The following is a 24,008-nucleotide window of genomic DNA, read 5'->3' as shown; positions in this document are numbered from 1 at the left end:
AGGTTCAGCCCTGCGCAAAAGCAAGGGAAGCCTTCATATGCTGGCCAAACGGGCGACAGATGCCGCCCGCTGGATCGTCTGACGTCAGTATGCGCGACGGTCGGCCGCGACGACCGAGGACAAGGCGATCATCGACACACCGCTAGAGATCAGTTCGATCGCCAGCAGAATGCCCAGAATGCTAAGCGCGGCTGCCGGGAAGTTCCCAAAGATCATGATCGCCAGCAGCAAGGACAGAAGACCGCTGAGCAGCACCAGCCAGAACGAATTGGTACCACGCAGTCCGAATGACCAGATCAGCTTGGTCACGCCGGAAACCAGTAATATCACGCCGACCATGACGGTAAGTGCGATAATCCCCTGGAACGGATTGGCCAGCAACGCGATGCCCAGAATGATATAGGCAATCCCCAGCAAGATACCCCAGATCTTGCCTTCGTCCGAACTGCGAAAGGTGGCGATCAGGTCAAGGATGCCGACGATCAGAAAGGCCCAGCCCGCCAATTGTTCGGCGGTCAGTGTCGCGGCCAGCGGATTGGCCAGCGCAAAAATACCGGCGATGATCGCAATCACGCCCATGATAATCCAAAGAATTCGGCTCGACATTTGTTCATGCTCCTTTGATTAGCATAAACAAATACTCTCACATAGGCGCGTCGGCCGCATGGACCTTGATCTGGATGGGGTAAGAAAAAAGATGATGTGTAACATATTGGTGTCTTGCCCATTTCATCACGCAGCCGTGGCTTTTCCTTGGCATCACAATCACGCAGATTGATCGCATGATCAAAGCTGTCCGATACCTTGCCCCGCTTTTGCCCGTCGTGCTGGCGCTGCTGCTGACCTCTGCAGCGCAGGCAAAAATTGTCGAGCGGGGTCGATTCATCGACGTGATGAATGATCGCGGCGGCAATGTGATCGAGATGACGCAAACCCGGTCGCGTCTGGAAAATTCGGGCAAAACCGTGCGGATCAGGGGCTATTGCCGTTCTGCCTGCACCATGCTTATCACCATGCGCAACGCCTGTCTTGGGCCGGGTGCGCGGGTTGGTTTTCATGCGCCGCGGATTCCCAACACCTCGATCATTCCGCCTTATGTGGATCAGATCATGGGCAGCTATTACCGTAATGGCATCCGTGATCGCTGGTTCGGGGGATGGAGCCGATCGCTGGACATGACCGTCATTAGCGCACAGGAATATGTCCGCCTGGACCCGCAAACCCGCATTTGCGACAGCATTCGGCCGCGCGCCCGGCGTTAGGAATGGCACCAGTGATTCGGCGTTTCAACCGCCGCGGATGGGCGCAAAAAAGACGTCCTGCACAGCCATTGTCGCCCGCACGATTTTACGTTTTGTATCAAATTGATAAATTGATATTGTGACGCCGCGTAAGTGATGACCTGGGCGCTGACAGCCCGTAAGAAGTTGCTTTTTAACTCATCGGTCTGTTCTTATGGCAACGCTTACACAAAACACCCCCCTGACGCTGGAACTGTCCGGCGTCTCAAAAGCCGAATTCAGCTTCGCGTCGATCACCGCGACCCCTTATTACAGCTATGCTGCAGGTGGCTCGGTTCAGTGGAGCACGGTCCAGACCTGCGCTTGGTGCGGGACCGCCGCTGGCGAATGGAACCTGTCCTATTACAAGAGCGGGTCTTCGCTGACCATCGATTTCGGCAAGGTGATGGAAAAGGTCTATGTGACGTTTTACCCGACCTATGGCACCAGCACGATGACATTGGTCAATGACGCGACCGAGATGCCGGCACCGGTTCCGGTGCCCGCTGCGGGGGCCCTGCTGGGCACGGCCATGCTGGGCGCGGTCATCTGGAAAAAGCTGGCCACGCGCAAGGCATAAAACCACGCCACTCAACTATATAAAAAAGGGCGGACCATCCGGGTCCGCCCTTTTTTTGTATCAGTTTGTAGCGGCCGGGTTGCGCGCTTCATTCGCGCAAGCGCCAGCCCGTCGCAAAGATCCAGCGAATGATCGCCATGCAGACCGCGATCATGATGCCAACCGCGACCAGCGACACGCCAACCGGCACGTCCGCCACGCCAAAGAACGACCAGCGGAAACCCGATACCAGATACAGAACCGGGTTCAGCTTTGCCACAGCCTCCCAGAAGGGCGGCAGCATGCTGGCCGAATAAAAAGCGCCGCCCAGGAAAACCAGCGGGGTAATGACCATCATCGGCACGATCTGCAATTGTTCGAACGATTTTGCCCATAGCCCGATGATAAAGCCCAGCAGCGAAAAGCCCAGCGACGTCAGGACCAGAAAGGCCAGCATCCAGAACGGATGCAGGATGTGGACGCCGACGAAATAGAAGCTGGTCAACAGGATCACCAGCGCGATCAGGATGGCCTTGGCGGCTGCGGCCCCGACAAAGCCCATCGTCACCTCGATCCAGCCGACGGGCGAGACGAGGTATTCATAGATCGTGCCGCTGAATTTCGGGAAATAGATGCCGAAACTGGCATTGCTGACCGATTGCTGCAACACCGTCAGCATCATCAGGCCGGGCACGATGAACGCGCCATAGGCGACCCCATCGACGGATTCGATCCGGCCCCCGATGGCCGCGCCAAAGACCACGAAATACAGCACGGTCGAAATGACCGGCGACAGCAGCGACTGCATGATCGTGCGGAAAAAGCGCGACATTTCGTGATGGAAAATCGCCCGGACGCCGGGCCAGTTGATCGCGGTCATGCGCTTTCCTCCTGTCGCGGTTCGGACACCAGCGACATAAAGATTTCTTCCAGGTTCGACTGCTGCGTCGACACGTCGCGCACGGTGATGCCCAGTTCGGCCAGATCACCCAGCAGACGGGCAATGCCGGTGCGCTCTGCCCGGGTGTCATATTCATAGCACAGCGAACGCCCATCCGCCGTCAGGCGCAGATTGCGGCCGGTCAGTTCATCAGGGATCAGCGTCAGCGGCTGATCCAGTTCGATGGTCAGGGTCTTCTTGCCGAATTCCCCCATCAGCTCGGCGGTTGGTTTGACCAGCAGCAATTGGCCCTTGTTGATGACGCCGACGCGATCGGCCATCGCTTCGGCCTCTTCCAGATAATGCGTGGTCAGGATGATGGTCACGCCTTCGCGGCGCAGTTCTTCGACGACCTGCCACATGCCGCGACGCAGAGCGACATCGACGCCCGCCGTGGGTTCATCCAGAAACAGAATTTTCGGGCGGTGGGCCAAAGCCTTGGCGATCAGAACGCGGCGCTTCATCCCGCCCGACAGTTCTTTCGTGGCCGCGTCACGTTTGTCCCACAGCGACAGGCTGCGCAGGATCTGTTCGATATAGGCGTCGTCAGGCCCTTCGCCATAAAGACCGCGCGTGAACCGCACGCAGTTCATCACCGTTTCAAACGGCTCCAGCGTGATTTCCTGCGGCACCAACCCGATCAGCTTACGGGCCGCGCGCCAGTCGGTGCGGATGTCATGACCGCCCACGCGAACCGTGCCGCCGGTCGGGACAACCAAACCACAGATGATCGAGATCAGCGTCGTCTTGCCCGCACCATTGGGGCCAAGCAGGGCAATGATCTCTCCTTCGTTGATCGACAGGGACACGTCGCTGAGCGCCTTGGTGCCACTGCCATATTGCTTCGAGAGGTTCTCGACCTCGATGATGCCGGTCATGCCCATTTCCTTTTTTGATAGCGCGCCTGTCAGGTTGTGCGGACGACCTGATCCTGCCGGGGCTTTCGCCGCAGGATCAGAATCAGCAGGATCGCCAGAATGACGTAACCAACCGCACCGACATAAAACCCACCGGAATATCCCAAATGGGTGACAAGCGGCTGACTTGCCAGAGGTGACAGAAACTGGCCCAGAAAAATTGCCGCCGTCACCAGACCGGAGACAAGCCCGCGATGCCGGGCCGGGGTGACATTCAGCGCCGTGGTGATGAAGGTCGGCATGCACATGCCGATACCGGCCCCGATCAGCGCCATGCCAAGCATCTCCAGGCCCAGCGTATGCCCCGCAGCCACCGTGCCAAAGCCCGCTGCCATCAGCAGATAACCCGTCACCGGTGTGCCGACCCGGCCCAGCCAGGGTCTTATCCACCCCGACACGACAGAGGTGATCGCCGCCGCAAACATCATCGACGCCATCGCCACACCGGCATTTTGCGGATCACGCATGCCAAGGCCGCGCAGGTGATAGGGAAGCTGGGTCGGGACCGCGTAAAAGACCACGAAGGTCAGCGCAGCAGCAATCGCCATGATCGTCACCGTGACCTGCCAGCCCCTCTCTGACTGACCGGGATTGTCTGCTGACGGGTCATGTCCGGTCATCGCGGCGGTTGGTTCCGGCAATGTCACCCACAGAAACGGCAGCATCACAAGCGCCAGCCCATAGATGATAAAGGGCCAGGTCGGATCTATTGCGGCAAGATAGCCCGCCCCGGTCACGAACATCAGCCCGCCGATATTCGTCGCGGCGATCTGATAGCCCATCAGGCGGCCACGCACCGGGCCTTGAAAATAATCGCCGATCAGCGCGGCCTGTGCGGTCATGACAAAGGCCACGCCGATGCCAAGGATCAGACGGCTGACAAGGATGGCTTGCAGGGAATTCAGATACAGGCCCGCCGTCCCGGCCAGCGCATAGATCAGCAAGCCCGCCAACAGCGGCTTCCTGCGCCCAAGACGATCTGTCAGCACCCCGGCAAACGGGGCAATGATCGCAACCATCAGCGACGGCGCGGTGATCAGCAGGCGGGTCAGCACATCGGCATTGGGATCATCGGCAAAGCGTGCCTGAAGCCCCGGCAAGGCCGGCGTAATGGTGGCGTTGGACATGATGGTCAGCGTCGCCGCCAACATCAGGCCCCATGCCCGCGGGTCGCGCAGCAACCGGTCCATCAGCCAGCCTCGGGGGTATAGGGCCGGGCGATCCGCGCATCGGCCAGCGCATCGACCCACCAGCGCAGACGATGGGCAAAGATTGCCATCGCGGCTTCAGCGGCATCGGCCTCGACCGGATCAAGGATCGTTCCCTGCTCATCCATCTTGCGCCAAGGCGAATAGAAACTGATCGTGTCGCGCAGAACGACGGCGTGCAATTCCCCGAAAACCGCCCGCAGCGATTCTGTCGCCCGCAATCCACCGGAAACGCCGCCATAGCTGACGATACCAACCGGGCGCGTCCACCATTCAGATGTGACGGCGTCAATCAGCGTCTTCAGCCAGCCCGGTTCGGCGTGATTGTATTCGGGGGTGACGATGACATAGCCCTCAAGCTCAGCCATGCGGTCGCGCAGGCGGGCGATGGCGGCTGCATCATGGACCTGGACCGGCAGAAGGTCCGGGTCGGCGGGGTCGATGACATCGACCTGAAAGCCATGAGAGCGCAATTGCGCAATCGTCCACGCCGCGACCCGGTCATTTATGCGCCCCTCGCGGATGGATCCCAGAACCAACCCGATCCGCTTGCCATTCGCCATTGCCTGCTCCTTGCCAATTCTTATCCGGCCTGCGACCCTAGGCCCTTAACCATAGTTGAGGACAAGAGGAAAATGCCAAGCAAAAACAGCGACATTTACTCACCACCCTTGACCATGTCCGTCGGCGCCCTGTCTGAACGCAGCGGTATCGCGGTCTCTGCGATACATTTTTACGAACGCCAGGGATTGCTGCATTCGACCCGCAATGCTGCCAATCACCGACGCTATTCCCGTGCCAGCCTGCGCATTCTGGCGATCATCAAGGCAGGCCAACGCGCAGGAATACCGCTGACCGAAATCCGTCAGGCCCTGCGCCCCGCTCTGACAGGAAAGGCGCTGGACCAGCAGGAATGGCAGCGCATATCCGTGGCGTGGCACGACGATCTGAACCGTCGCATCAGGACGTTGGAACTGGTCCGCGACCGGCTCAGCGGCTGCATCCGCTGCGGCTGTCTGTCGCATGAGTTATGCCAGATGTTCAACCCCGGCGACGAAGCGGCGGCCCAAGGGCCGGGGGCCGCAGGGCTGGAAGCGAATGACCCGTAAAGCAAACCTGTCTTAGGTCAATCACGACGCCCGTGATATATTGACCCGGACCGAGACCTTCTCTGGCGATCGGACCTCGGTCTGGATGCAGTTATTTTCATAACGTTCGGAGGGTCACAATGTATCTCTGCAAACTTACCGCGATTGCTGCCCTGTCGCTTTGCGCGACGCAGGCAGTTGCCGCGACCTACACATTCAACGTTCAGGTTGTCGAGAGCATCGACACCCCGGAAAATGGCTTTGTGCTACCAGCTGTCGGCACGATAGGAACCATCAGCTTCCTTCTTGATGCGACCGCGCTGGACGCGGACGGCGATCCCACGACAGGCGTTGGTTTGCCAACGCCCCTCAATCCGGCTTATGCGGGGGCATCAGCCGCGATCGGGGGGCTGACGGCATCCTTGGACAGCAGCAGCACCACGATCTTTGGCTTCGATCAGCGGGCACGCTTTAGCAACGGCGATTTTTCCAGCATCTCGGTCAGTCTGCCGGCCGGGGATTGTGTGTCGCTGGGCTGCACCTTTGCCGGCAATTTCAGCGTCTATGGGCCACCCGGCTCTGGCACACCGGCCAGTTTTGCCGATGTCGACGCGTTTCTGAACAATCCGCTTTCCACCGTCATGTTCAGCTTCAACGGCACCGCTACGGGGCAATATGCCAGCTTTCGCGCGGAATCCGTTTCGCTGGCCCCCATTCCCCTGCCTGCCAGTGGCATCTTGCTGATCGGGGCACTGACGGGTGCGGCGATGCTGCGAAAGAAACGCCGGATAACATAGATATGGTTTGCGACGGGCCCGTTCAGCAGGCCCGCCGCAAAGTTCAGCCTTAGCGGCGGGCCGCCAGCAGGCTTTCGTCCAGAATGTCCATTGCCTCTTCAAACACGGCATCGGGAATGGTGATCGGGGCAAGGAAGCGGATGACATTGCCGTAAACCCCGCAGGTCAGCAGGATCAGACCGCGTTTCAGCGCCTCTTCCCGCACGCGCCCTGCAAATTCGGGGTTGGGCGTGTCCGTGTCGGCGATGTTGAATTCGACCGCGTTCATGAAACCGGGGCCGCGGATGTCCATGATTTCCGGCACCTGGTCGCGCGCGCCTGCCAAACGCTGTTTCAGGCGCTGACCCAGACGGGTGGCACGTTCGCACAGGTCTTCTTCCTCGATCACGTCCAGAACGGCATGGGCGGCCGCGACGCCCAGCGGATTGCCCGCATAGGTGCCGCCCAGACCACCGGGGTTCGGCGCATCCATCACCTCGGCCCGGCCCGTCACGGCGCTGATCGGAAAGCCGCCGCCCAGCCCCTTGGCCATCGTGGTCAGGTCGGCTGCGACGCCATGATGTTCCATCGCGAACAGCTTGCCGGTGCGGGCAAAGCCTGTCTGCACCTCGTCCGCAATCAGCAACATGCCGTATTTGTCGCAAAGGCCGCGCAGTTTTTCCATGAAGCCCGCCGGAACTTCGTAGAAGCCGCCTTCGCCCTGCACCGGTTCGACAATGATCGCAGCAACGCGCTCTGGCTCCAGATCGGATTTGAACAACCGCTCCAGGGCTTTCAGCGCGTCTTCCACCGTCACGCCATGCAGCGGGTTCGGGAAAGGCAGGTGCCAGACATCGGGCATCATCGCGCCGAAACCGGCCTTGTAGGGCTGAACCTTGCCGGTCAGCGACATGCCCATGAAGGTCCGGCCATGGAAGCCGCCGGCAAAGCTGACGATCCCCGGACGCCCGGTGTAATAACGCGCGATCTTGACGGCGTTTTCCACGGCTTCGGCCCCAGTTGTGGCAAAGATCGTCTTTTTCGGAAAATCGCCGGGAACAAGGTTGTTCAGGCGTTCAGCCAGTTCGACATAGTTTTCATAGGGCACGACCTGATGGCAGGTATGGGTGAACCGGTCCAGTTGGGCCTTGACCGCATCCATCACCTTGGGGTGCCGGTGACCGGTATTCACCACGGCGATTCCAGCGGCAAAGTCGATATAGCGGTTGCCGTCTTTGTCCCAGATTTCGGAATTTTCCGCGCGATCCGCGTAAATCTGTGTGGTCATACCGACGCCGCGTGAAATGGCGGCGTTCTTGCGGTCGGTCAGGCTGGTCATCGAAACCTCCATAAGCGTTCGCCCCAGACACTAGCGCGGCAAAATCGGCGGGAACAGGGGGAGGATTGCACTTCACGACGGTTCGTCTTGCGAAACGGGTCGGCACAGGTGAATGTATATCAGAAGAACAGGGGAAAACCGATGCTGCGTTATCGCAATACAATCATCACTTTGGCGGCGCTAAGCCTGATGTCAGCCTGTGCGGCAAACGGGACGGGCAGCGCCGGAAAGCCCCCCGTCGGCAATTATCTTGTGGTCAGCATTGACGGCAATTCCGCCCCTTCGGGCACCACCATGCAGATTGGCGAAGATCACCGCGTCAGCGGCAAGGGTCCGTGTAACATGTATGGCGGCCAGATCACCGAAACAAATGGCGCACTTACCATCATCGGCGTCAGCCAGACGCGCATGGCCTGTCTTGAGCCTGCCCGCGCGGCCGGTGATGCGCGCTTTGCCACGGCACTGCAGTCGGTGACCAGCTATCGTTCCCTGTCGGACAAGGGCGGCATTGCCCTGATCGACACCGAGGGAAAAGAGCGGCTTCGCCTGCAACCCGGCCAAGAATGACGCCCTGAATGTTTCCGATCCGCGATCACAATCCGTCGCTGCAAACGCCCTATGTCACCTATGGGCTGATCGTGGTGAATATCGCGATGTATATCCTGACGCTGCCCGCGATCGGGGGCGAGATGCTGTGGTATCGGCTGGCGCTGTTTCCGGTTGCCGTCACTAATGGCGAAATGTTGTGGGGCGTGCTGACCCACATGTTCCTGCATGCAGGACTGCTGCATATCGGGGGCAATCTACTGTTCCTGTATATCTTCGGGGATAATCTGGAAGAGCAGATGGGGCATTTCGGATTTCTGCTGTTCTATCTGGCGGCTGGCTTGGCCGCTGCGGGCGCACAGATCATGACGGATCCCAATTCCCCCGTTCCGATGGTCGGCGCTTCGGGCGCGATTGCCGGGGTGATGGGGGGCTATCTGCTGCTGTTCCCAAAGGCGCGGGTGGATATCGTTGCCATCTTCATCATCCTCTTCAAGGTCTTCACCCTGCCCGCATGGATCGTGCTTGCACTGTGGCTGGGCATCCAGATCTTTGGTGGATTCTCGGTCCCGGGCGATGAAGGCGGCGTGGCCTATTGGGCGCATATCGGCGGATTCGTTGCGGGCGTTGTGCTGGCCTTTCCGCGCTTCCTGCGTCTGGGCGGGCCGACCTTCTGGCAGCGCACGCACGGGCACCCACCCCATCCCGGCACGGTTTATACGCCCAGCCGCGTGCCCCGTGTCACACGGCATTAACCTGACCGGCAGAAACGAGCTTCCCCATGCTTGACCTTCTCCATACCGCCGCAATCGAAGGAAATGCGATCAGATGGGGAAAGACCGGCGATGGCCCGCCGTTGGTCGCAATCCACGGCACGCCGTTTTCTTCGCAGGTGTGGCGTCGGATCGTGCCGCATCTGGCCCCCTACCGGACGGTCTATTATTTCGATCTGGCAGGCTATGGGCAGTCGGAAATGCGGAACGGGCAGGATGTCTCGCTTGGGGTGCAGAACAAGGTCCTGGCAGAGTTGTTCGCGGAATGGGGCCTGACCCGGCCCGATATTCTGGCCCATGATTTCGGCGGCGCGACGGCATTGCGCGGCTATTACCTGAACGGTTTGCGATATGGCTCGCTGACGATTTTCGACGCAGTCGCGCTGGCCCCGTGGGGGTCGCCCTTTGTCCGGCATGTCCGCCAGCATGAACAGGCGTTCGCAGGAATGCCCGATTACATGCACCGCGCTCTGTTGCGTGCCTATCTGCAAACGGCAGCACATAATCCGCTGTCCGAGGAGGCGTTGGCGATTTACAGCACGCCCTGGCTTGGCCCGGTCGGCCAACCCGCTTTCTATCGCCAGATTGCGCAGATGGATCAACGATACACGGACAGGGTGCAGGGGCTTTATGCCCGCATGGATTGCCCGGTCACAGTGCTGTGGGGGCAAGAGGATGAATGGATCCCCTATGCCAAGGGACAGGCGCTGGCCGCGCTGATTTCCGACCGGCCCTGCATCGCGGTCCCGCATGCGGGTCATCTGGTGCAGGAAGACAGGCCGGAAGCCATCGTCGCGGCTGTCTTGGACCAGATCGCGCGGGCTTAGCGTAAAATGCCCACGCTCATATGGCGCTTGCGGCCAAAGCCGGGGCGGCGTTCGACGTCGAACCCGGCAGAATCCAGCGCCCGACGCACCCCCCCGGCTGCCGTATAGGTCGCAAATGTGCCGCCCGAGGCGGTGTGGTTCCCCACCTGCGCCATGATTGTTTCATTCCACATTTCGGGGTTTTTCGCGGGTGAGAAGCCATCAAGAAACCACGCATCCGCGCGTCCATCCCAGACAGGCAGCGTTTCGGCCACATCCCCGATCCGAAGGTGCAACTGCACCTGCCCCACCTGTATCTTCGCCCCGCCCCACCCGTCGCGAAGCTGTGCCGCAAGTGTCGCCAGTTCGGGAAACGCGGCATGCGCCTGTTCTAGTTGCGCCCGGCTCATCGGGAAGGCCTCGAAACTGGTCATGACCACGGGCCGCGTCGCCACCTGTGCCAGCGCCAGGCAGTTCAGCCCGGTGCCAAATCCCAGTTCGGCAACGTGAAACCCCGGACGCAGCCGAGCAGGCAGATCATTCCCCTGAAGAAACACGTGCCGCGTTTCCTCCAGCCCCCCTGCAAGACTGAAATAAGGATCGTCAAAACGGGTCGAGACGGGAATCCCCCCGTCGCGCCATTCCAACTGCGGCTGGTTCACGCCGCGATGATCGGTTAGTTCGCTCATGCAGGCAGCTAGGGGAAAGGCACCGGGTTTGACAAGCGTTACGATCGTCGGCGGCGGCATTCTGGGCCTGTCCTGTGCATGGGAAATGGCGCGGTGCGGTGCCGAGGTCACGGTGATCGAGGCGGATCGCATCGGTGCCGGTTCATCCGGCGGGCATGTCGGCGCATTGGCCCCGCATGCGCCGGAAAACTGGAACCCGAAAAAAGCGTTTCAGCTGGACAGCCTGCTGGCGGGCGAAGATTTTTGGGCCGGGGTGGCGACTGCGGGCGGGGTGTCGCCCGGCTATGCCCGCACCGGCCGCTTGCAGCCCGTTCCTGATATGGCAACAGCAGAGCGACTGCGCGAACGGATCGCGGGCGCCGCAGGGCGCTGGCCCGCGACCATGCAGATGCGGCTGACGCAACACCCCGACAGCCCGCTGCGTCCCGAAAGCCCAACCGGCCTGTGGCTTGAAGATGGCCTGACCGCGCGAATTGCGCCCCGCGCGGCGCTGGCAGCTTTGGTTGCGGCTATCCGCAGCACGGGCGGTCAGCTTATTGAGGGGCAGCGGTTGCACCCCGGTGACATTGCCGGGCCGGTGCTGTGGGCTACGGGAACGCCGGGGTTGCTGGCTCTGTCACAAGACCTGAACCGCAATATCGGCAAAGGGGTGAAGGGCCAATCGGCCCTGTTGCGCTTTGACGCGCCGAATGCGCCACAATTGTTCGCAGATGCGCTGCATATCGTGCCGCATGCCGATGGCACGATCGCCATCGGTTCGACCTCGGAAAACAGTTTCACGGATTTGAGCGTTGACGATCAGCTTGACCAGATCGTTGCCCGCGCCCGCCTGATCTGTCCTGCGCTTGGCAACGCCCCTGTGATCGACCGTTGGGCCGGGGCCCGGCCTCGCGCCAAGTCGCGTGCGCCCCTGTTGGGCGCATGGCCGGGGCATGATGGCAACTTCGTGGTGAATGGCGGCTTCAAGATCGGCTTTGGCATGGCGCCGAAAATCGCGCAGGTCATGGCCGATCTGATCCTGAAGGGCCAAGATAAAATCCCCGAGGAATTTCGCCTGCGCTAATGCGGCAGCGGCGATGCCCCGATCACATGCGGGTGCAGCCAGATCAGCATCGACCACAAGCCAAATGCAACGACCACGCGCATCAGGGTTATCCGCATGCTTCGCGGCACACCGGACCGCGCCAATCCTGTCAGCGCAAAGGCCAGCATCCCGCCAAATAACAGCACATGCGCCAGATCACCGTTTGCCACCAGATGCGCCCCGGCCCATATCGCAAAAGCCAGCACCAGACCGGACAGACCAGCGGCCAGACATCCACACAGGATCGCCACCGGCATCGCCAGATTGACCAGCCATCGCCCCGCCAACCCGCTGTCCCACAGCGGCACATGGGGCGCACGCCCCGCAGCCCCGACCAGCCATAACAACAACACGACCGACACGGCACTGAATGCCGCCAGATAGCCACGGCGGCCCAGATGGCCGATCAGCCAACCGCGCGGCCCCTTGGCCGCAGGGATGACATGCGCGCCCAGAAAACACGCCCATGCAAAGACATATTCGTCCCAGTCGGTGATGATGTCGGAATGAAAATCGGTCACGGCCGTGCTTGCCTCCTGCCGCACATTAGCGAAGATGACCGTTCATCAGACGATGCGACAAAGTCAATCAAACCAATCAGGATGACAGGCGATATAACGACGACTTCCAACACGCCCGGCTTTCTGACTGCCGATGAGGACAGCCCGTTTGCCGCACGAACGCCAGCGGATCGCGGACCTGAGTGACGGGCCACTGGTCGGGGACGAGGTTGGCCAGCCGAACCAGATTGATCGCGGATACGAGGTGAAGCGCCACAGCGACCAGACGCCCGTCCGGTCGACAGCCGAGGCAGGCGGGCTGTCCGATGACGATGTCCGCATCGCAGATCAGATCGCCGAGCGTTGCTCAGAATATCAACGTGCTTTCGGCGATATCTGACACCCTCGCATGTCGCCCCCTGTTTACGCTTGCGATCACGCCCGCGAACCGATGAAATAGCCGCAGCAGGAGATCGCCATGACAGCAAAACTGGACGACGTTTTCAGCGCCATCGACCAGGCCAATGCCCAGGATCCCACGTCACAGGACGGCCAGCCCGCCGCCCTGCTTTACGGGCAGCGCATGACCCAGGAACAGGAACGGCTGTTCCCGGATGCATCGGACGTGTTGCGCATCGCCTCTCGCGGGCAGCATATCGAACGCTGGAAGCTGCGGCGCGACGCCTATCCGATGGACCGCGCGGGCTATCTGCAATGGCGCGTCGAACAAGGGCGCCGCCATGCCGAGCGGATTGCGGGCATCATGGCGGATGCAGGCTACGGCACGGCCGAGATCGACGAGGCGCGCAGGATGCTGACCAAACAGGGGATCAAGCGCGACCCCGAGGTTCAGGCGCTGGAGGATATCATCTGCTTCGTTTTCATCCGCTGGTATCTGGGCGATTTCATGGCCGAACAGCCGGATGAGAAAATGCCCCGCATCATCGAAAAAACCGCCCGCAAGATGTCTGTCGAGGGTCGCGCCCGCGTATTGGAAGAATTTCCCATGCCCGAAGCTTTCGCCCAATATTTCCGCGATTGATGCGTGCCGTCATCGTGTCACACGGTCAGCCGGGTGATCCTGCCCCGCAGCAACAGGCCATCGAGGAATTGGCGGCCGCAGTCATGGACCAGAACCCCGGCTGCGAGGTTGTCGGCGCGACGCTGGCGATGCCCGGTGCTTTGGCGAGGGCTGCCGATGACGACAGTCTGATCTATCCCATGTTCATGGCTGAAGGCTGGTTCACGCGCAGCGAATTGCCGCGCAGGCTGGCCCAGACGGGGACCAAGGGCGCACGGGTCATGCGCCCCTTTGGCACCGATGCCGGTCTGCCCGCGCTGATCGTCGCAAAAGCGCATCAGGCGGCTGCTTCTTGTGGCTGGCGTCCCGGTGAAACAACTTTGCTGTTGACGGCCCATGGCTCTCAACGCTCGCAGGCCAGCTTTACCATCACCACGGATATTGCCGCACGGATTGCCCCGCATTTCGCAGATGTCGTGACAGGCTTTGTGGAACAGGCCCCCTTCATCGCCGATGCAGCGCGCGGACTGACCCAGGCGGTCAGCCTGCCGTTTTTCGCGTTACGCGCCGAACATGTGACCGACGATTTGCCGGCCGCGTTGGATCAGGCGGACTTCACGGGACCGCGGCTGGACCCTATCGGGCTTGCGCCCGAGGTGCCCGGCCTGATAGCTGCCGCCATCCGCAATGCCGCAAACAAGGACAGCCGCAATGACCTATGATCCGTCCAAGGAAGGTGCGCAGATGTCGTTTCAGGGTCGCATGTCCTATGGCGATTATCTGGGGCTGGATCAGATCCTGAACGCGCAGCATCCGCAGTCGCAGGCGCATGACGAATTGCTGTTCATCATACAGCACCAAACTTCGGAACTGTGGCTGAAGCTGGCCTTGCACGAAATGACGGCCGCGCGGGACCATATCGCGTCGGGTGACCTGCAACCGGCCTTCAAGATGCTGACCCGCGTGGCCCGCATCATGGAGCAGTTGAATTCCGCATGGGACGTTCTGCGCACCATGACGCCCAGCGAATATACCGAATTTCGCGAAAGCCTTGGCGAAAGCAGCGGGTTTCAGTCCTATCAATACCGGATGATCGAATTTGTCGCGGGCAATCGCAACATGGCGATGCTGCGCCCGCACGAACATCGCAGCGAACTGGCCGCCCCGCTGCAGGCCGAGGTGACGCGCCCTTCGCTTTACGATACCGTCACCGGACGTCTGCGTGCGGCAGGTTTTGACGTGCCCGCACGCGAAAAGCTGGATGAACCCCACCACCCCGATCCCATGGCACGCGCCGCATGGGCCGAAGTCTATCGCGATCCGCGCCGGTATTGGGAGCTTTACGAGCTTGCCGAAAAGCTGGTCGATTTCGAGGATTACTTCCGCCGCTGGCGTTTCAACCACGTCACCACGGTCGAACGCATTATCGGCTTCAAGCGCGGCTCGGGTGGGACATCGGGCGTCAACTATCTGCGCAAGATGCTGGATGTCGTGCTGTTCCCCGATCTGTGGGAATTGCGGACAGAACTGTAGGGCAGCAACCTGGCTGCCCATGCAACAACGCCGCTAGCCGCGCGTATAATAGCGATAGCCGGCGACCTCCTGAAACCCGAGGTCGTGATAGGCGGCGATTGCGCCGGTATTGCCCCGCGTCACCGCCAGCCCCATGCGGGTGGCGCCATTGTCACGCGCCCAGAATGCGGCCTCGCGCATCATCCATCCTGCCAGACCGCGGCGGCGCCATTCCGCCCGCACCTCGACCGCGTGGACCATGGCGACCTGATTGGCCATCGCAACAAAGCCTGCCCCCGCAGCGCGGTCATCGGTGCGGCCAAGAATGGATGTTTTGGGCACGGCGACACGGTCGAGGACCGCCTGCCGGGCCGGGTCGATATTGCCAGCACTCCAGATTTCGCGCTGTATCGCCAAAGGTGGCCAGACGGAAAATGTCGTGACCGGCGGGATCGGCAGATCCGTCAGCCCGTCCAAAGCCGCTGACATGATCATCGTGGGTGTTTCAGCGCGATAGCCCGCCTGCTGCAAAGCCGCCGCAAGCCGGGCGTCATCATCCAGAACCCGGAACATCGCCGGCTGGCCCCAGCCATGGCTGATATCTTCAACCCCTGCGATATCCTCAGCCGTCCACGGGCCGATCACCCGCCCCGAACTGACCCGACCGCCCGCGCCCAGACCGCGGCCAACGCGAAATCCACCCGCATCGGCATATTCGGCAGCGGGCCAGGTGGCTTCAAACGCTTCGGCAAGGGCGGCGTCCATCACAGTGCCAACCGTTGTTTCAACACGCCCATCGCCGTGGCCACGCGATCCGCATCAAGCCCACGCACGACAAGGTTCGTGCCCCAGACATTGCCATCGTTGAAGGGGTAAGAGCCAAGCGACAGGTCAGGAAACTCGGCCGCGATGGCCTTCAATTCCTCGGCCACGTCGCTTTCGCCGCGCCGCACCTCGACCGATTGCGACTGCACCGGGCGCCCGGCGGCCAATTGTGGGATCAGCCAGTCGACCATGCCGCGAAAGACTTCGGGCACGCCCGCCATGACATGCGTGTTGCCGATGGAAAAGCCGGGCGCTGATGATACAGCGTTCAGGATCAGCTTGGCCCCCACCGGAATACGGGCCATGCGCAGGCGATTGGGCGTCAGCTGGGTTCCCATGCGGTCGCAGCGGCCTGTAGCATGGCGCGGGCATCGTCATTCACCTCGACCGTGGTGCCATGGGCTGCGGCGACGGCATCGGCGGTGATATCGTCATGCGTCGGCCCGATCCCCCCGCTGGTAAACAGCAAATCGTATGCGCCGCCAAGGCTGCTGTCCAAGGCGCGCACCGCCGCAACGATTTGATCCTGATCGTCAGATACCACCCGGATTTCACGCAAATCAAAGCCCGTCGCGCTGAGCACCTGCGCCAGATGATGGGCATTGCCTTCGCGTGTGCGGCCCGAAAGGATCTCATCCCCGATCACCAGAATTGCCGCTGTCGGATTGTCTGACTGCATCGCCTGCCCTTTCTTGTAACCTGGCCCAAGTTCTACGCCTGCGCACAGGGCTGGAACAAGTGGGCTTTGGATACTATCTATGCGGCAGACGAAAGGAAGCACGATGAACCACAGCCAGTTGACCAAAGAAGGCATCCGCATCCATGCAGCCGAAGATTTTGCCGGCATGCGCAAAGCGGGGGCCATCGCGTCGCAGATCCTGGATGAGGTTGGCCCCATGGTGCGGCCGGGCGTCACGACCGGCGCGTTGGACGAGTTCATTCAGCGCCGCGTGGAAGAGCTTGGCTCGACCTCGGCCACGATCGGTTATCGCGGCTATCAGCACTCAAGCTGTATCAGCGTGAACCATGTCGTCTGTCATGGTATCCCAAGCGAAAAGACCCTGAACAACGGCGACATTCTGAACATCGACGTGACCGTGATCGTTGATGGCTGGTATGGTGATACCAGCCGCATGTATGTCGCGGGCAAGGCCCCGGTAAAGGCACAACGACTGATTCAGGTGACCTATGACAGCCTGATGAAGGGGATCGAGGCGGTTCGTCCGGGCGCGACCTTTGGCGATATCGGCGCGGCGATTCAGACCTATGCCGAAGGGCACCGCATGTCGGTCGTTCGCGACTTTTGCGGCCACGGGCTTGGCCGTGTATTTCACGCCCCGCCAAACGTCCTGCATTTCGGTCGCAGCGGCAAAGGTCCGGTGCTGGAAGAAGGCATGTTCTTCACCATCGAACCGATGATCAATCTTGGCCGCCCCGAAACGAAGATTCTTGCCGATGACTGGACCGCCGTCACCCGCGACCGGTCGCTGTCGGCACAGTTCGAACATTCCATCGGCGTGACCGCGAACGGGTTCGAGATTTTCACCCCGTCCGACAAGTTCTTTCCCGATCTGGGATAAATCCTGACACCCTCGCATGCACATGGCACATCCGCCCATTGGGCGGCTGCCCAGCCGGATCATCCATAGAACGACTTATGCTATGTCGCGAAAGCTCATACCATGACGTCGCCGAGAAAGCGCCAGAGAAGACAGGAGCAGAAGCGGAACCTATGCCCGCCCTGCCGCGCCTGACAATACGGACGGATTGATCCCCTGCACGGTCAGTGCGTGGGACCATTTGTCCTGATCGCTATCGCCAAAAATCAATTCATCGGCGCTTTCGCCGGTCAGCCAGCCGTTTTGCAGCAATTCATTTTCCAGCTGCCCCGGCCCCCAACCGGCATAACCAAGCGCCAGAACAGCGGCTTCCGGGCCTGCACCATTGGCCAGATCTTCCAGAATGTCGCGGGTCGTCGTCATGGCCAGCGAACGACCAATGCGGACCCGACCTTCGGGATCGTCGCCATGTTCCGGCACCTTGTGCAGCACAAAGCCGCGTCCCGGTTCGACCGGGCCACCAAAGCGCACCTCGATGGTGCGGATGCTGTCATCGGCTTCGATCCCCAACTGCGCCAGCAGATCACCGAAATCGACCTCGGGCAGCGGACGGTTCAGGACAAGGCCCATCGCCCCATCGTCCGAATGCGCACAGATCAGCACGACCGAGCGTTCGAACCGCGGATCGGCCATGCCCGGCATCGCGATCAGGATTTTCCCGGTCAGGTTGCCATCCGTTGCGGTAAGGTTCTTTTCGTTATCACTGCTCATCCTGACCTCCTTGGCCGGAAAAATTTTTTATCGCGCCACCGGACATGGCTGACAGACCTCGGACGGGCTTATGTGGAATGCCAATGACGGATTTGCGCGCCGGCCAGCAAAGCGAAAAGCGGTTGGTGATATCACTGTGATGATGCTGACCCATTTCAGATAACATCGTCACTCGGCGCAGATGTTGCAAGGGCCACGCGGGTTTGTGACTTCATGCCGCGCTGCACAATCGCTATGCAGATCGTATGAAACACGCTGGAATTCCGCTGATCGCCGCCATTTCCCTTGCCCTGCCTGCATTTGCGCAGGACATGCCCCCCGGCCTGACCTCGGCGCGGATGCTGCCCGGTTGGACGGATGCCGACGGAAACCGGATCGCCGCGATCGAACTGACGCTGCAGCCGGGGTGGAAAACCTATTGGCGCAGCCCCGGCGACAGTGGCCTGCCCCCCAGTTTCGATTGGAGCGGGTCGGACAATCTGGCCGAGGTCACCTTTCACTGGCCCGCACCAGAAGCAATCCGTTCCGGTGATTCTCTGACGATGGGCTATCACGACCGGCTGGTCCTGCCCTTCACGGCAACGCCGAAGGATGCGGGCAAACCTGTCGGCCTGTCCGCGCAGATGGATTTCGGCCTGTGCGAAAATATCTGCGTGCCCGCGCATGTTTCGCTGCGGGCCGATCAGCCGGCGGACAGCCCCGATCCGATGATCGAAGCCGTGCTGCTGGATGTGCCGCAACCCGTCCAACAGCTGCTGTCCTGTCGGGTTCAGGATATATCCGATGGCATACGGGTTCAGGTGTCGCTGCCCGACAATCAGATAGAGATTGCCGCAATCGAGTTGACCAATCAGCCCGATATCTGGGTATCTGGAACCGTGATTGAAAACAGTGAAGGCGGTCAGATCGCCGTCGCCGATTTCGTCCCCGAAAGCTCTGCCCCATTTCCGCTGGACACTGACAGCTTACGGATCACGGTGATCGGCCCGGCTGGCGCGTCCGAGATTCAGGGATGCCAGCCCGAAAGCTAATCCGACAGCCGCGCAGACAGTGACAGCAGATCGGCCCAGGCCTCTCGTTTCGCGGGCGGATTGCGCAGCAGATAGGCCGGATGCGTCATCGGTAATGCGGGACGGCCAAAGGCTTCTGTCCATGTTCCACGCAGGCGCAGGATGCCCCGGCGGCCAAGCGCCGCCTGACAGGGGATATTCCCCATCAGCACGATCAGATCGGGTGCGGCCAGTTCGATATGGCGGCGCACAAAGGGCATGCTCAGCGCGATCTCATCAGGGCTTGGATCGCGGTTACCCGGCGGACGCCATGTCAGCACATTCGTGATATACAACGACTTCTCGGCATCGACGGCGCTGCGCGACAGTCCGATGGCGTCGAACATCTTGTCCAGCAACTGCCCCGCGCGCCCGACAAAGGGGCGGCCCTGACGATCCTCTTCATCGCCCGGCGCTTCGCCAAGGAGCAGCAGGCGCGCCTTGGGATTTCCATCCGCGAAGCAGAAGTTCCGCGCACCCTTTTTCAGCTCGATTCCGTCATAGGCTTCCTGAACCGCCGCCAAAGCCTCCAGCGTATCCGCAGAGGCGGCCAAAGCCTCGGCCTCGGCGATCAGCGCATCCAGATGGGCGCTGTCATCCCTGACGGGTGGTGGCGCCGCAGGCTGCACCTGCATTTGCAAAGGCGCGGGTTCCACGCGCTTGCTGGCAGTCAGCTCAAAGCGGTCCGTCGCATCCTCCAGAATCGGTTCATCCGCACCCATTTCGACCTGCCATTCCAGCAGGGCAAGGGCGGTTTCGGCATCAAGCTCGAATCCCTGATATATCGGGTTGGATTCCATGATCGCTGCAAGCTAAGGACTGGCCGACCTGTCGGCAAGCCTTAGTCGGTCATCAGCATATATCCGGTGCCGCGCACGGTCTGCAGAAAGCGCGGCTCTTTCGGGTCGGTTTCGATCTTGCGGCGCAGGCGGGTGATCTGCACGTCGATGGCGCGTTCCGAGTTTTCCGTCTCATCCCCGGCCCCGCCGCGCCCCAGATCCTCGATCAGGTCGGCGCGGCTGACAGGCTGTCCCCGGCTGGCGGCCAAACGGCGCAGCAGGGCCTGTTCAGTTCCGGTCAGGCGAACATAGCTGTCATCCTGCCACAGCTCACCCTTTTCCATGTCATAGCGCAGCACGCCAAGGGTCAGGAATTTGGGTTGCGATGCCTCGACCGCAGGGACACGGCGCAGGATCGCCCCGATCCGCAGCAGTAATTCACGCGGCTCGAACGGCTTGGTCAGATAATCGTCGGCGCCGCTTTCAAGTCCCGCGATGCGATCCTCGATCTCACCCTTTGCGGTCAGCAGCAGAATGGGCGTGGTGATCTTCTGACGCAGCGCGCGGGTCAGCGACACGCCGTCTTCGCCCGGCATCATCACGTCCAGCACGATCAGATCAAACTCCAACCCCGACAGCAGCCGCCGGGCCCGCGCGGCATCCGCAGCGATGGTGACCATATAGCCGTTCTTGCGGAGGAATTTCCCCAGCAATGCGCGAATGCGCTCATCATCATCGACGATCAGGATATGTGCGTCCTGAAGGCTCATGGGCAATCCTCAACGTTCTTCGGGCAAGTCCTTCATTGCCTGATACTGCGAGCGCGTCTCGGGGTCCATCATCGCTTCCAGCACCTGACGAAAACCGCCGACGGCCTGCGGCCCTGCCGCGCGATAGGCCGCCCGCATCCGCGCCCGCTGCGCCTCTGACAATTTACGTTCCAATGCGGTTCCCTTGTCAGTCAGGTAAAGCTGACGTTCGCGGCGATCCCTGCGGCCCACGCGGCTTTCGACCAGCCCATCGTCAATCAGCGTCCGCAGCACACGATTCAGCGATTGCTTGGTCACACCCAACACCGCCAGCAGCGATGTGACCGTCAGTCCAGGATCGCGATGGATGAAATGCACCGCCCGGTGATGCGCCCGGCCGTAATCAATATCGGCCAGAATCAGATCGGGATCGGCAGTAAATGCCCGGTAGGCAAAGAACATCGCCTCGATCCCCCGACGAAGCTGATCATCGGTCAGGAACAGAAGATCCTCACCGACCATGGTCTGGCTACGCAGTTGTTCGGCCATTTGCCCTCATCTTTCAAACTGCCAAGTTGATATGGCAGCCATGTTGACTTTCCTAGATTCGATTGCTAGCCGTCAAGTGATTACGCAACAAAAAGATTGATTCCGGTCAGGCTGCGCAAGAAATGAAAACCGAAAGATGGAGAGAAAGATGACGGCGGCATATGACGATCGCGACGGCAAGATCTGGCTTGATGGCGAACTGGTCGATTGGCGCGATGCGAAGGTGCATATTCTGACCCATGCGTTGCACTATGCCAGTTCCGTGTTCGAGGGCGAGCGCTGCTATGACGGGAAAATTTTCAAGGGCCATGAACATTCGCTGCGGCTGATCGAATCCGCGCGTTTGCTGGACATGCCTTCCCCCTATACAGCCGACGAAATCGACGCGGCAAAGGAAGCTGTGCTGAACGCAAACGGCTTTACCAACGCCTATGTTCGGGCTGTGATGTGGCGCGGTTCGGGCCCCGACATGGGCGTATCGGCCGCCCGTAACCCGGTGCGCATGGCCGTGGCTGCGTGGGAATGGGGCAGCTATTACGGCGATGCCAAATGGCAGGGCGCCAAGCTGGATGTTGCAAAGTGGAAGCGGCCCAGCCCGGAAACCATTCCGACCGCCGCCAAGGCTGCGGGCCTGTATATGATCTGCACCATGTCAAAGCATGCCGCCGAAGCCAAAGGCTTTTCGGATGCGCTGTTCATGGATTGGGAAGGCTATGTGGCCGAGGCAACCGGCGCGAATATCTTCTTCGTCAAGGATGGCGAGGTTCATACCCCGCAAGCCGACCGCTTCCTGAACGGGATCACCCGTCAGACCGTCATCCAGATGCTGAAAGACAACGGCACCACCGTGCATGAACGCCGCATCAAACCCGAGGAACTGGACGGTTTTCAGGAATGCTTCCTGACCGGCACCGCCGCCGAGATAACCCCGGTTGCGCAGATAGGTGACTGGAACTTCCAGGTTGGTCAAACGACCCGCAAGATCGCCGAAGATTACGAAAAGCTGGTCCGGGCGTAGATACCTGCACCACGAACCCAAAGGCGCGGCCACGGATAAAACCGGGCCGCGCCTGCCATTCAAGGGAACAAGAGTATGGCAAACGCTGTTACAGCGTCTTCGCCAAATTTTTGCCAGTATTTTCAGTCAGACTTCGTGGCCACGTTCGATCCGGGCAAATTCCGAAACCTTACGTCCGTCCTCGGATCGGTCTTTTGGGCGCGAACGCAGCGCCATCACGGATGGATGAACACCGGATTCACGTTCCTGGCGGACAAACTCGCGTAAGCGGGCACTGCTACCAAGCGGCTCTTCGAAGTCGCGTTTGCTCATCTTCGGGCCTCCTTTTTAGTCCTCACCTTCCCACCATAGGGCCGAATCGGACCAAATCAAAGCCTTCAGGCGGCTTTAATTCCCTGAGCGGCGGAAAGAACCGCATGCAAGGCCACCGGATCGTCATTCGCGCGCAGTTTGCCTCTTAAATCGGCATCCCGCAGGGTGCGCGACACCAAGGCCAGCGCCTTCAGGTGATCGACGCCACTGGTTTCGGGGGCCAGCAGTGCAAATATCAGATCGACGGGCTGGCGATCCACCGCGTCAAAATCCAGCGGCTTTTCAAGACGGATGAACAGACCGACAACCTTATCCAGACCGTGCAGCCGTGCATGCGGCAGGGCGACCCCTTGACCGACGCCCGTTGGCCCAAGGCTTTCACGCTCTTGCAAGGCGTCCAGCACCTCGGATGCGTTCAGGCCATATTCGGACTGAGCCAATTCGGCCAGCTCCTGAAACAGGCGCTTTTTCGAGGTAACCTGGGCCAATGAGCGCACAGCGCCCGGCTTAAGTATCTCGCTAAGTTGCATTGTCTTGCGTCTTTCCTAAGCTGTTCGCCCCCGCACATGTTGACGGGGGCGTATCAGTTTTTTGGGCGTCACACAGCGTTATTGCACATTTCCAGTGCCGCGCGGGTCGATCCAGCCGACATTTCCATCATCACGACGATGGACCACGTTGACGCCACCATGTTTCTCGTTGCGGAAAACCAACAGCGGCGTTCCGGCCAATTCCATCTGCATTACAGCGTCACCAACCGACAGGGTCGGAACCCGCGATTCCATTTCAGCGATAATGATGGGCTGGATCCCGTCGTCATGCGTTTCCCAGTCATCTTCATCAGCCGTCAGCACATACATGCCAGCCGCGCCGAATTCAACAGGTTCCGACCTGTCCTTCTGATGGTCCTTCAGCCGGCGTTTGTAACGGCGCAGCTGCTTGTCCATCTTTTCCTTGCAGCCGTCAAAGGCCGCATAGATTTCGTTTGCATGCGCGCGCGCCTGAACCGTCAGACCAGTGGAAAGATGGACCACCGCGTCGCATAAATATTCATACGCATCCTTGGAGAAGGTAACCGTCGCGTCAGTCGGGCGCTGCGAATACTTGCCCAGCGTTTCACCCAGTTCGGTTTCAACATGAGTGCTAAGAGCTTCACCGACATCAATTTGTTTTCCGCTGATGGTGTAGCGCATCGTATCTCCTCTCCGGTTACCCGTTGCCACTTGCGCCGACCCGTTATGAAGCCGGCCTGCGGCGGAAAACGGGATATGACAGAGCGCAGCAGGCTGCGCCCTTAAATATCAATTTGGTGACAGTCGGGGCGATCTGTCAACGGTGCGCATACGTGGTGAACTGAAT

31 protein-coding genes and 1 pseudogene are annotated in these 24,008 nt (G+C 60.6%); 15 read left to right on the top strand and 17 right to left on the bottom strand.

From position 1 onward, the window contains the following. Positions 1–84: 84 nt before the first annotated feature. Positions 85–606 (bottom strand): HdeD family acid-resistance protein, encoded by a 522-nt coding sequence (locus H4P12_RS07365; RefSeq protein WP_187793009.1) that lies wholly within the window; start codon positions 604–606, stop codon positions 85–87. 176 nt (positions 607–782) lie between these two features. On the opposite strand from H4P12_RS07365, the gene H4P12_RS07360 reads away from it, so the two are divergent. Together H4P12_RS07360 and H4P12_RS07355 are read left to right on the top strand one after the other, a co-directional pair. After that, positions 783–1,262 (top strand): hypothetical protein, encoded by a 480-nt coding sequence (locus H4P12_RS07360; RefSeq protein ID WP_187793008.1) that lies wholly within the window; start codon positions 783–785, stop codon positions 1,260–1,262. 193 nt (positions 1,263–1,455) lie between these two features. Continuing rightward, on the top strand, positions 1,456–1,860 hold the full coding sequence (locus tag H4P12_RS07355; protein ID WP_187793007.1) for a hypothetical protein: 405 nt from the start codon (positions 1,456–1,458) through the stop codon (positions 1,858–1,860). Positions 1,861–1,948: 88 nt separating this feature from the next. On the opposite strand, the gene H4P12_RS07350 is transcribed toward H4P12_RS07355, so the two are convergent. Genes H4P12_RS07350 through H4P12_RS07335 form a run of 4 tightly spaced genes read right to left on the bottom strand, consistent with a single transcriptional unit; the run spans position 1,949 to position 5,467 of the window. After that, entirely contained in the window at positions 1,949–2,710 is a 762-nt protein-coding gene (locus tag H4P12_RS07350; protein WP_187793344.1) for an ABC transporter permease, read from the bottom strand. 5 nt (positions 2,711–2,715) lie between these two features. Continuing rightward, entirely contained in the window at positions 2,716–3,657 is a 942-nt protein-coding gene (locus tag H4P12_RS07345; protein WP_187793006.1) for an ABC transporter ATP-binding protein, read from the bottom strand. A gap of 29 nt (positions 3,658–3,686) precedes the next feature. Then, positions 3,687–4,886 carry an MFS transporter gene (locus H4P12_RS07340; RefSeq protein ID WP_187793005.1) on the bottom strand — a complete coding sequence of 400 codons (1,200 nt, stop codon included), beginning with the start codon at positions 4,884–4,886 and terminating at the stop codon, positions 3,687–3,689. Next, complete coding sequence (locus H4P12_RS07335) at positions 4,886–5,467, bottom strand: NADPH-dependent FMN reductase (protein WP_187793004.1); 582 nt, start codon at positions 5,465–5,467, stop codon at positions 4,886–4,888. The genes H4P12_RS07340 and H4P12_RS07335 overlap by 1 nt, the downstream gene beginning before the upstream one ends. A 114-nt stretch (positions 5,468–5,581) precedes the next feature. Here H4P12_RS07335 and soxR point away from each other — a divergent pair, with 114 nt between their 5' ends. Both soxR and H4P12_RS07325 read left to right on the top strand, forming a co-directional pair. Then, the gene (gene soxR / locus H4P12_RS07330) at positions 5,582–6,013 is read left to right on the top strand and encodes a redox-sensitive transcriptional activator SoxR (protein WP_223115765.1); all 432 of its coding nucleotides are present in this window, start codon (positions 5,582–5,584) and stop codon (positions 6,011–6,013) included. A 119-nt stretch (positions 6,014–6,132) separates the two neighbouring features. After that, positions 6,133–6,789: a VPLPA-CTERM sorting domain-containing protein gene (locus H4P12_RS07325; RefSeq protein ID WP_187793002.1), complete on the top strand. Its 657-nt coding sequence runs from the start codon at positions 6,133–6,135 to the stop codon at positions 6,787–6,789. Positions 6,790–6,838: 49 nt separating this feature from the next. Here H4P12_RS07325 and H4P12_RS07320 read toward each other — a convergent pair whose 3' ends face one another. Beyond that, a complete protein-coding gene (locus H4P12_RS07320) occupies positions 6,839–8,107 on the bottom strand; it encodes a 4-aminobutyrate--2-oxoglutarate transaminase (protein WP_187793001.1) in 1,269 nt (422 codons plus the stop codon). Between the two features lie 141 nt (positions 8,108–8,248). Here H4P12_RS07320 and H4P12_RS07315 point away from each other — a divergent pair, with 141 nt between their 5' ends. From H4P12_RS07315 to H4P12_RS07305, 3 genes are read left to right on the top strand one after another with little or no spacing between them, the layout of a single operon-like run. After that, positions 8,249–8,674, top strand: a complete 426-nt coding sequence (locus tag H4P12_RS07315) for an META domain-containing protein (RefSeq protein WP_187793000.1) — start codon at positions 8,249–8,251, stop codon at positions 8,672–8,674. An 8-nt stretch (positions 8,675–8,682) separates the two neighbouring features. Next, on the top strand, positions 8,683–9,408 hold the full coding sequence (locus H4P12_RS07310) for a rhomboid family intramembrane serine protease (protein WP_187792999.1): 726 nt from the start codon (positions 8,683–8,685) through the stop codon (positions 9,406–9,408). Between the two features lie 26 nt (positions 9,409–9,434). After that, entirely contained in the window at positions 9,435–10,253 is an 819-nt protein-coding gene (locus tag H4P12_RS07305; RefSeq protein WP_187792998.1) for an alpha/beta fold hydrolase, read from the top strand. Here H4P12_RS07305 and mnmC2 read toward each other — a convergent pair. Continuing rightward, on the bottom strand, positions 10,250–10,921 hold the full coding sequence (gene mnmC2, locus H4P12_RS07300; RefSeq protein WP_187792997.1) for a tRNA (5-methylaminomethyl-2-thiouridine)(34)-methyltransferase MnmC2: 672 nt from the start codon (positions 10,919–10,921) through the stop codon (positions 10,250–10,252). The genes H4P12_RS07305 and mnmC2 overlap by 4 nt on opposite strands. 28 nt (positions 10,922–10,949) lie before the next feature. Here mnmC2 and H4P12_RS07295 point away from each other — a divergent pair, with 28 nt between their 5' ends. After that, entirely contained in the window at positions 10,950–11,984 is a 1,035-nt protein-coding gene (locus H4P12_RS07295) for an NAD(P)/FAD-dependent oxidoreductase (RefSeq protein WP_246449036.1), read from the top strand. Here H4P12_RS07295 and H4P12_RS07290 read toward each other — a convergent pair. After that, positions 11,981–12,526, bottom strand: a complete 546-nt coding sequence (locus tag H4P12_RS07290) for an NnrU family protein (protein WP_343069784.1) — start codon at positions 12,524–12,526, stop codon at positions 11,981–11,983. The genes H4P12_RS07295 and H4P12_RS07290 overlap by 4 nt on opposite strands. Before the next feature lie 133 nt (positions 12,527–12,659). On the opposite strand from H4P12_RS07290, the gene H4P12_RS07285 reads away from it, so the two are divergent. From H4P12_RS07285 to kynA, 4 genes are all read left to right on the top strand, one after another. After that, entirely contained in the window at positions 12,660–12,905 is a 246-nt protein-coding gene (locus H4P12_RS07285; RefSeq protein ID WP_187792995.1) for a hypothetical protein, read from the top strand. A 78-nt stretch (positions 12,906–12,983) separates the two neighbouring features. After that, entirely contained in the window at positions 12,984–13,547 is a 564-nt protein-coding gene (locus tag H4P12_RS07280) for a DUF4202 domain-containing protein (RefSeq protein ID WP_187792994.1), read from the top strand. Continuing rightward, positions 13,547–14,248 carry a CbiX/SirB N-terminal domain-containing protein gene (locus tag H4P12_RS07275; protein ID WP_187792993.1) on the top strand — a complete coding sequence of 234 codons (702 nt, stop codon included), beginning with the start codon at positions 13,547–13,549 and terminating at the stop codon, positions 14,246–14,248. Before H4P12_RS07280 ends, H4P12_RS07275 begins: the two co-directional genes overlap by 1 nt. Next, positions 14,238–15,059, top strand: coding sequence for a tryptophan 2,3-dioxygenase (kynA, locus tag H4P12_RS07270; protein ID WP_187792992.1), 822 nt, complete (start codon positions 14,238–14,240; stop codon positions 15,057–15,059). Before H4P12_RS07275 ends, kynA begins: the two co-directional genes overlap by 11 nt. Positions 15,060–15,092: 33 nt before the next feature. On the opposite strand, the gene H4P12_RS07265 is transcribed toward kynA, so the two are convergent. Both H4P12_RS07265 and H4P12_RS07260 read right to left on the bottom strand, forming a co-directional pair. After that, positions 15,093–15,803, bottom strand: coding sequence for a GNAT family N-acetyltransferase (locus H4P12_RS07265; protein WP_187792991.1), 711 nt, complete (start codon positions 15,801–15,803; stop codon positions 15,093–15,095). Beyond that, positions 15,803–16,542: pseudogene (locus H4P12_RS07260) on the bottom strand (competence/damage-inducible protein A). The gene H4P12_RS07265 and the pseudogene H4P12_RS07260 overlap by 1 nt, the downstream one beginning before the upstream one ends. Positions 16,543–16,645: 103 nt before the next feature. Between H4P12_RS07260 and map the strand changes: the two are divergent. Beyond that, positions 16,646–17,443: a type I methionyl aminopeptidase gene (gene map, locus H4P12_RS07255; RefSeq protein ID WP_187792990.1), complete on the top strand. Its 798-nt coding sequence runs from the start codon at positions 16,646–16,648 to the stop codon at positions 17,441–17,443. Positions 17,444–17,593: 150 nt separating this feature from the next. On the opposite strand, the gene H4P12_RS07250 is transcribed toward map, so the two are convergent. After that, complete coding sequence (locus H4P12_RS07250; RefSeq protein WP_187792989.1) at positions 17,594–18,193, bottom strand: YqgE/AlgH family protein; 600 nt, start codon at positions 18,191–18,193, stop codon at positions 17,594–17,596. 245 nt (positions 18,194–18,438) lie between these two features. On the opposite strand from H4P12_RS07250, the gene H4P12_RS07245 reads away from it, so the two are divergent. After that, positions 18,439–19,224 (top strand): protein-disulfide reductase DsbD domain-containing protein, encoded by a 786-nt coding sequence (locus H4P12_RS07245; protein ID WP_187792988.1) that lies wholly within the window; start codon positions 18,439–18,441, stop codon positions 19,222–19,224. Here the strand turns inward: H4P12_RS07245 and H4P12_RS07240 are convergent. The 3 genes from H4P12_RS07240 to H4P12_RS07230 are packed head-to-tail and all read right to left on the bottom strand — an operon-like array spanning position 19,221 to position 21,319. Further along, positions 19,221–20,042, bottom strand: a complete 822-nt coding sequence (locus H4P12_RS07240; RefSeq protein WP_187792987.1) for a uracil-DNA glycosylase — start codon at positions 20,040–20,042, stop codon at positions 19,221–19,223. The two genes, H4P12_RS07245 and H4P12_RS07240, sit on opposite strands and share 4 nt — an antisense overlap. 41 nt (positions 20,043–20,083) lie before the next feature. After that, positions 20,084–20,791 (bottom strand): response regulator, encoded by a 708-nt coding sequence (locus H4P12_RS07235; protein WP_187792986.1) that lies wholly within the window; start codon positions 20,789–20,791, stop codon positions 20,084–20,086. Positions 20,792–20,800: 9 nt separating this feature from the next. Next, complete coding sequence (locus H4P12_RS07230; RefSeq protein WP_187792985.1) at positions 20,801–21,319, bottom strand: MarR family winged helix-turn-helix transcriptional regulator; 519 nt, start codon at positions 21,317–21,319, stop codon at positions 20,801–20,803. A gap of 148 nt (positions 21,320–21,467) precedes the next feature. Here H4P12_RS07230 and H4P12_RS07225 point away from each other — a divergent pair, with 148 nt between their 5' ends. After that, positions 21,468–22,337: a branched-chain amino acid aminotransferase gene (locus tag H4P12_RS07225; protein WP_187792984.1), complete on the top strand. Its 870-nt coding sequence runs from the start codon at positions 21,468–21,470 to the stop codon at positions 22,335–22,337. 126 nt (positions 22,338–22,463) lie between these two features. Here H4P12_RS07225 and H4P12_RS07220 read toward each other — a convergent pair whose 3' ends face one another. The 3 genes from H4P12_RS07220 to hpf all read right to left on the bottom strand — a co-directional run bounded on the left by H4P12_RS07220 (position 22,464) and on the right by hpf (position 23,842). Next, a complete protein-coding gene (locus H4P12_RS07220; protein WP_187792983.1) occupies positions 22,464–22,649 on the bottom strand; it encodes a hypothetical protein in 186 nt (61 codons plus the stop codon). Between the two features lie 65 nt (positions 22,650–22,714). After that, on the bottom strand, positions 22,715–23,179 hold the full coding sequence (locus tag H4P12_RS07215; protein ID WP_187792982.1) for a PTS sugar transporter subunit IIA: 465 nt from the start codon (positions 23,177–23,179) through the stop codon (positions 22,715–22,717). A 78-nt stretch (positions 23,180–23,257) separates the two neighbouring features. After that, a complete protein-coding gene (hpf, locus tag H4P12_RS07210; protein ID WP_187792981.1) occupies positions 23,258–23,842 on the bottom strand; it encodes a ribosome hibernation-promoting factor, HPF/YfiA family in 585 nt (194 codons plus the stop codon). Between the last annotated feature and the right edge of the window lie 166 nt (positions 23,843–24,008).

Origin of the sequence: Paracoccus amoyensis (genome assembly GCF_014490725.1) — a bacterium.
Taxonomy (GTDB): Bacteria; Pseudomonadota; Alphaproteobacteria; order Rhodobacterales; family Rhodobacteraceae; genus Paracoccus; species Paracoccus amoyensis.
The sequence above is the reverse complement of the archived record's forward strand: the minus strand, read 5'-3'. Positions and strand labels throughout refer to the sequence as shown.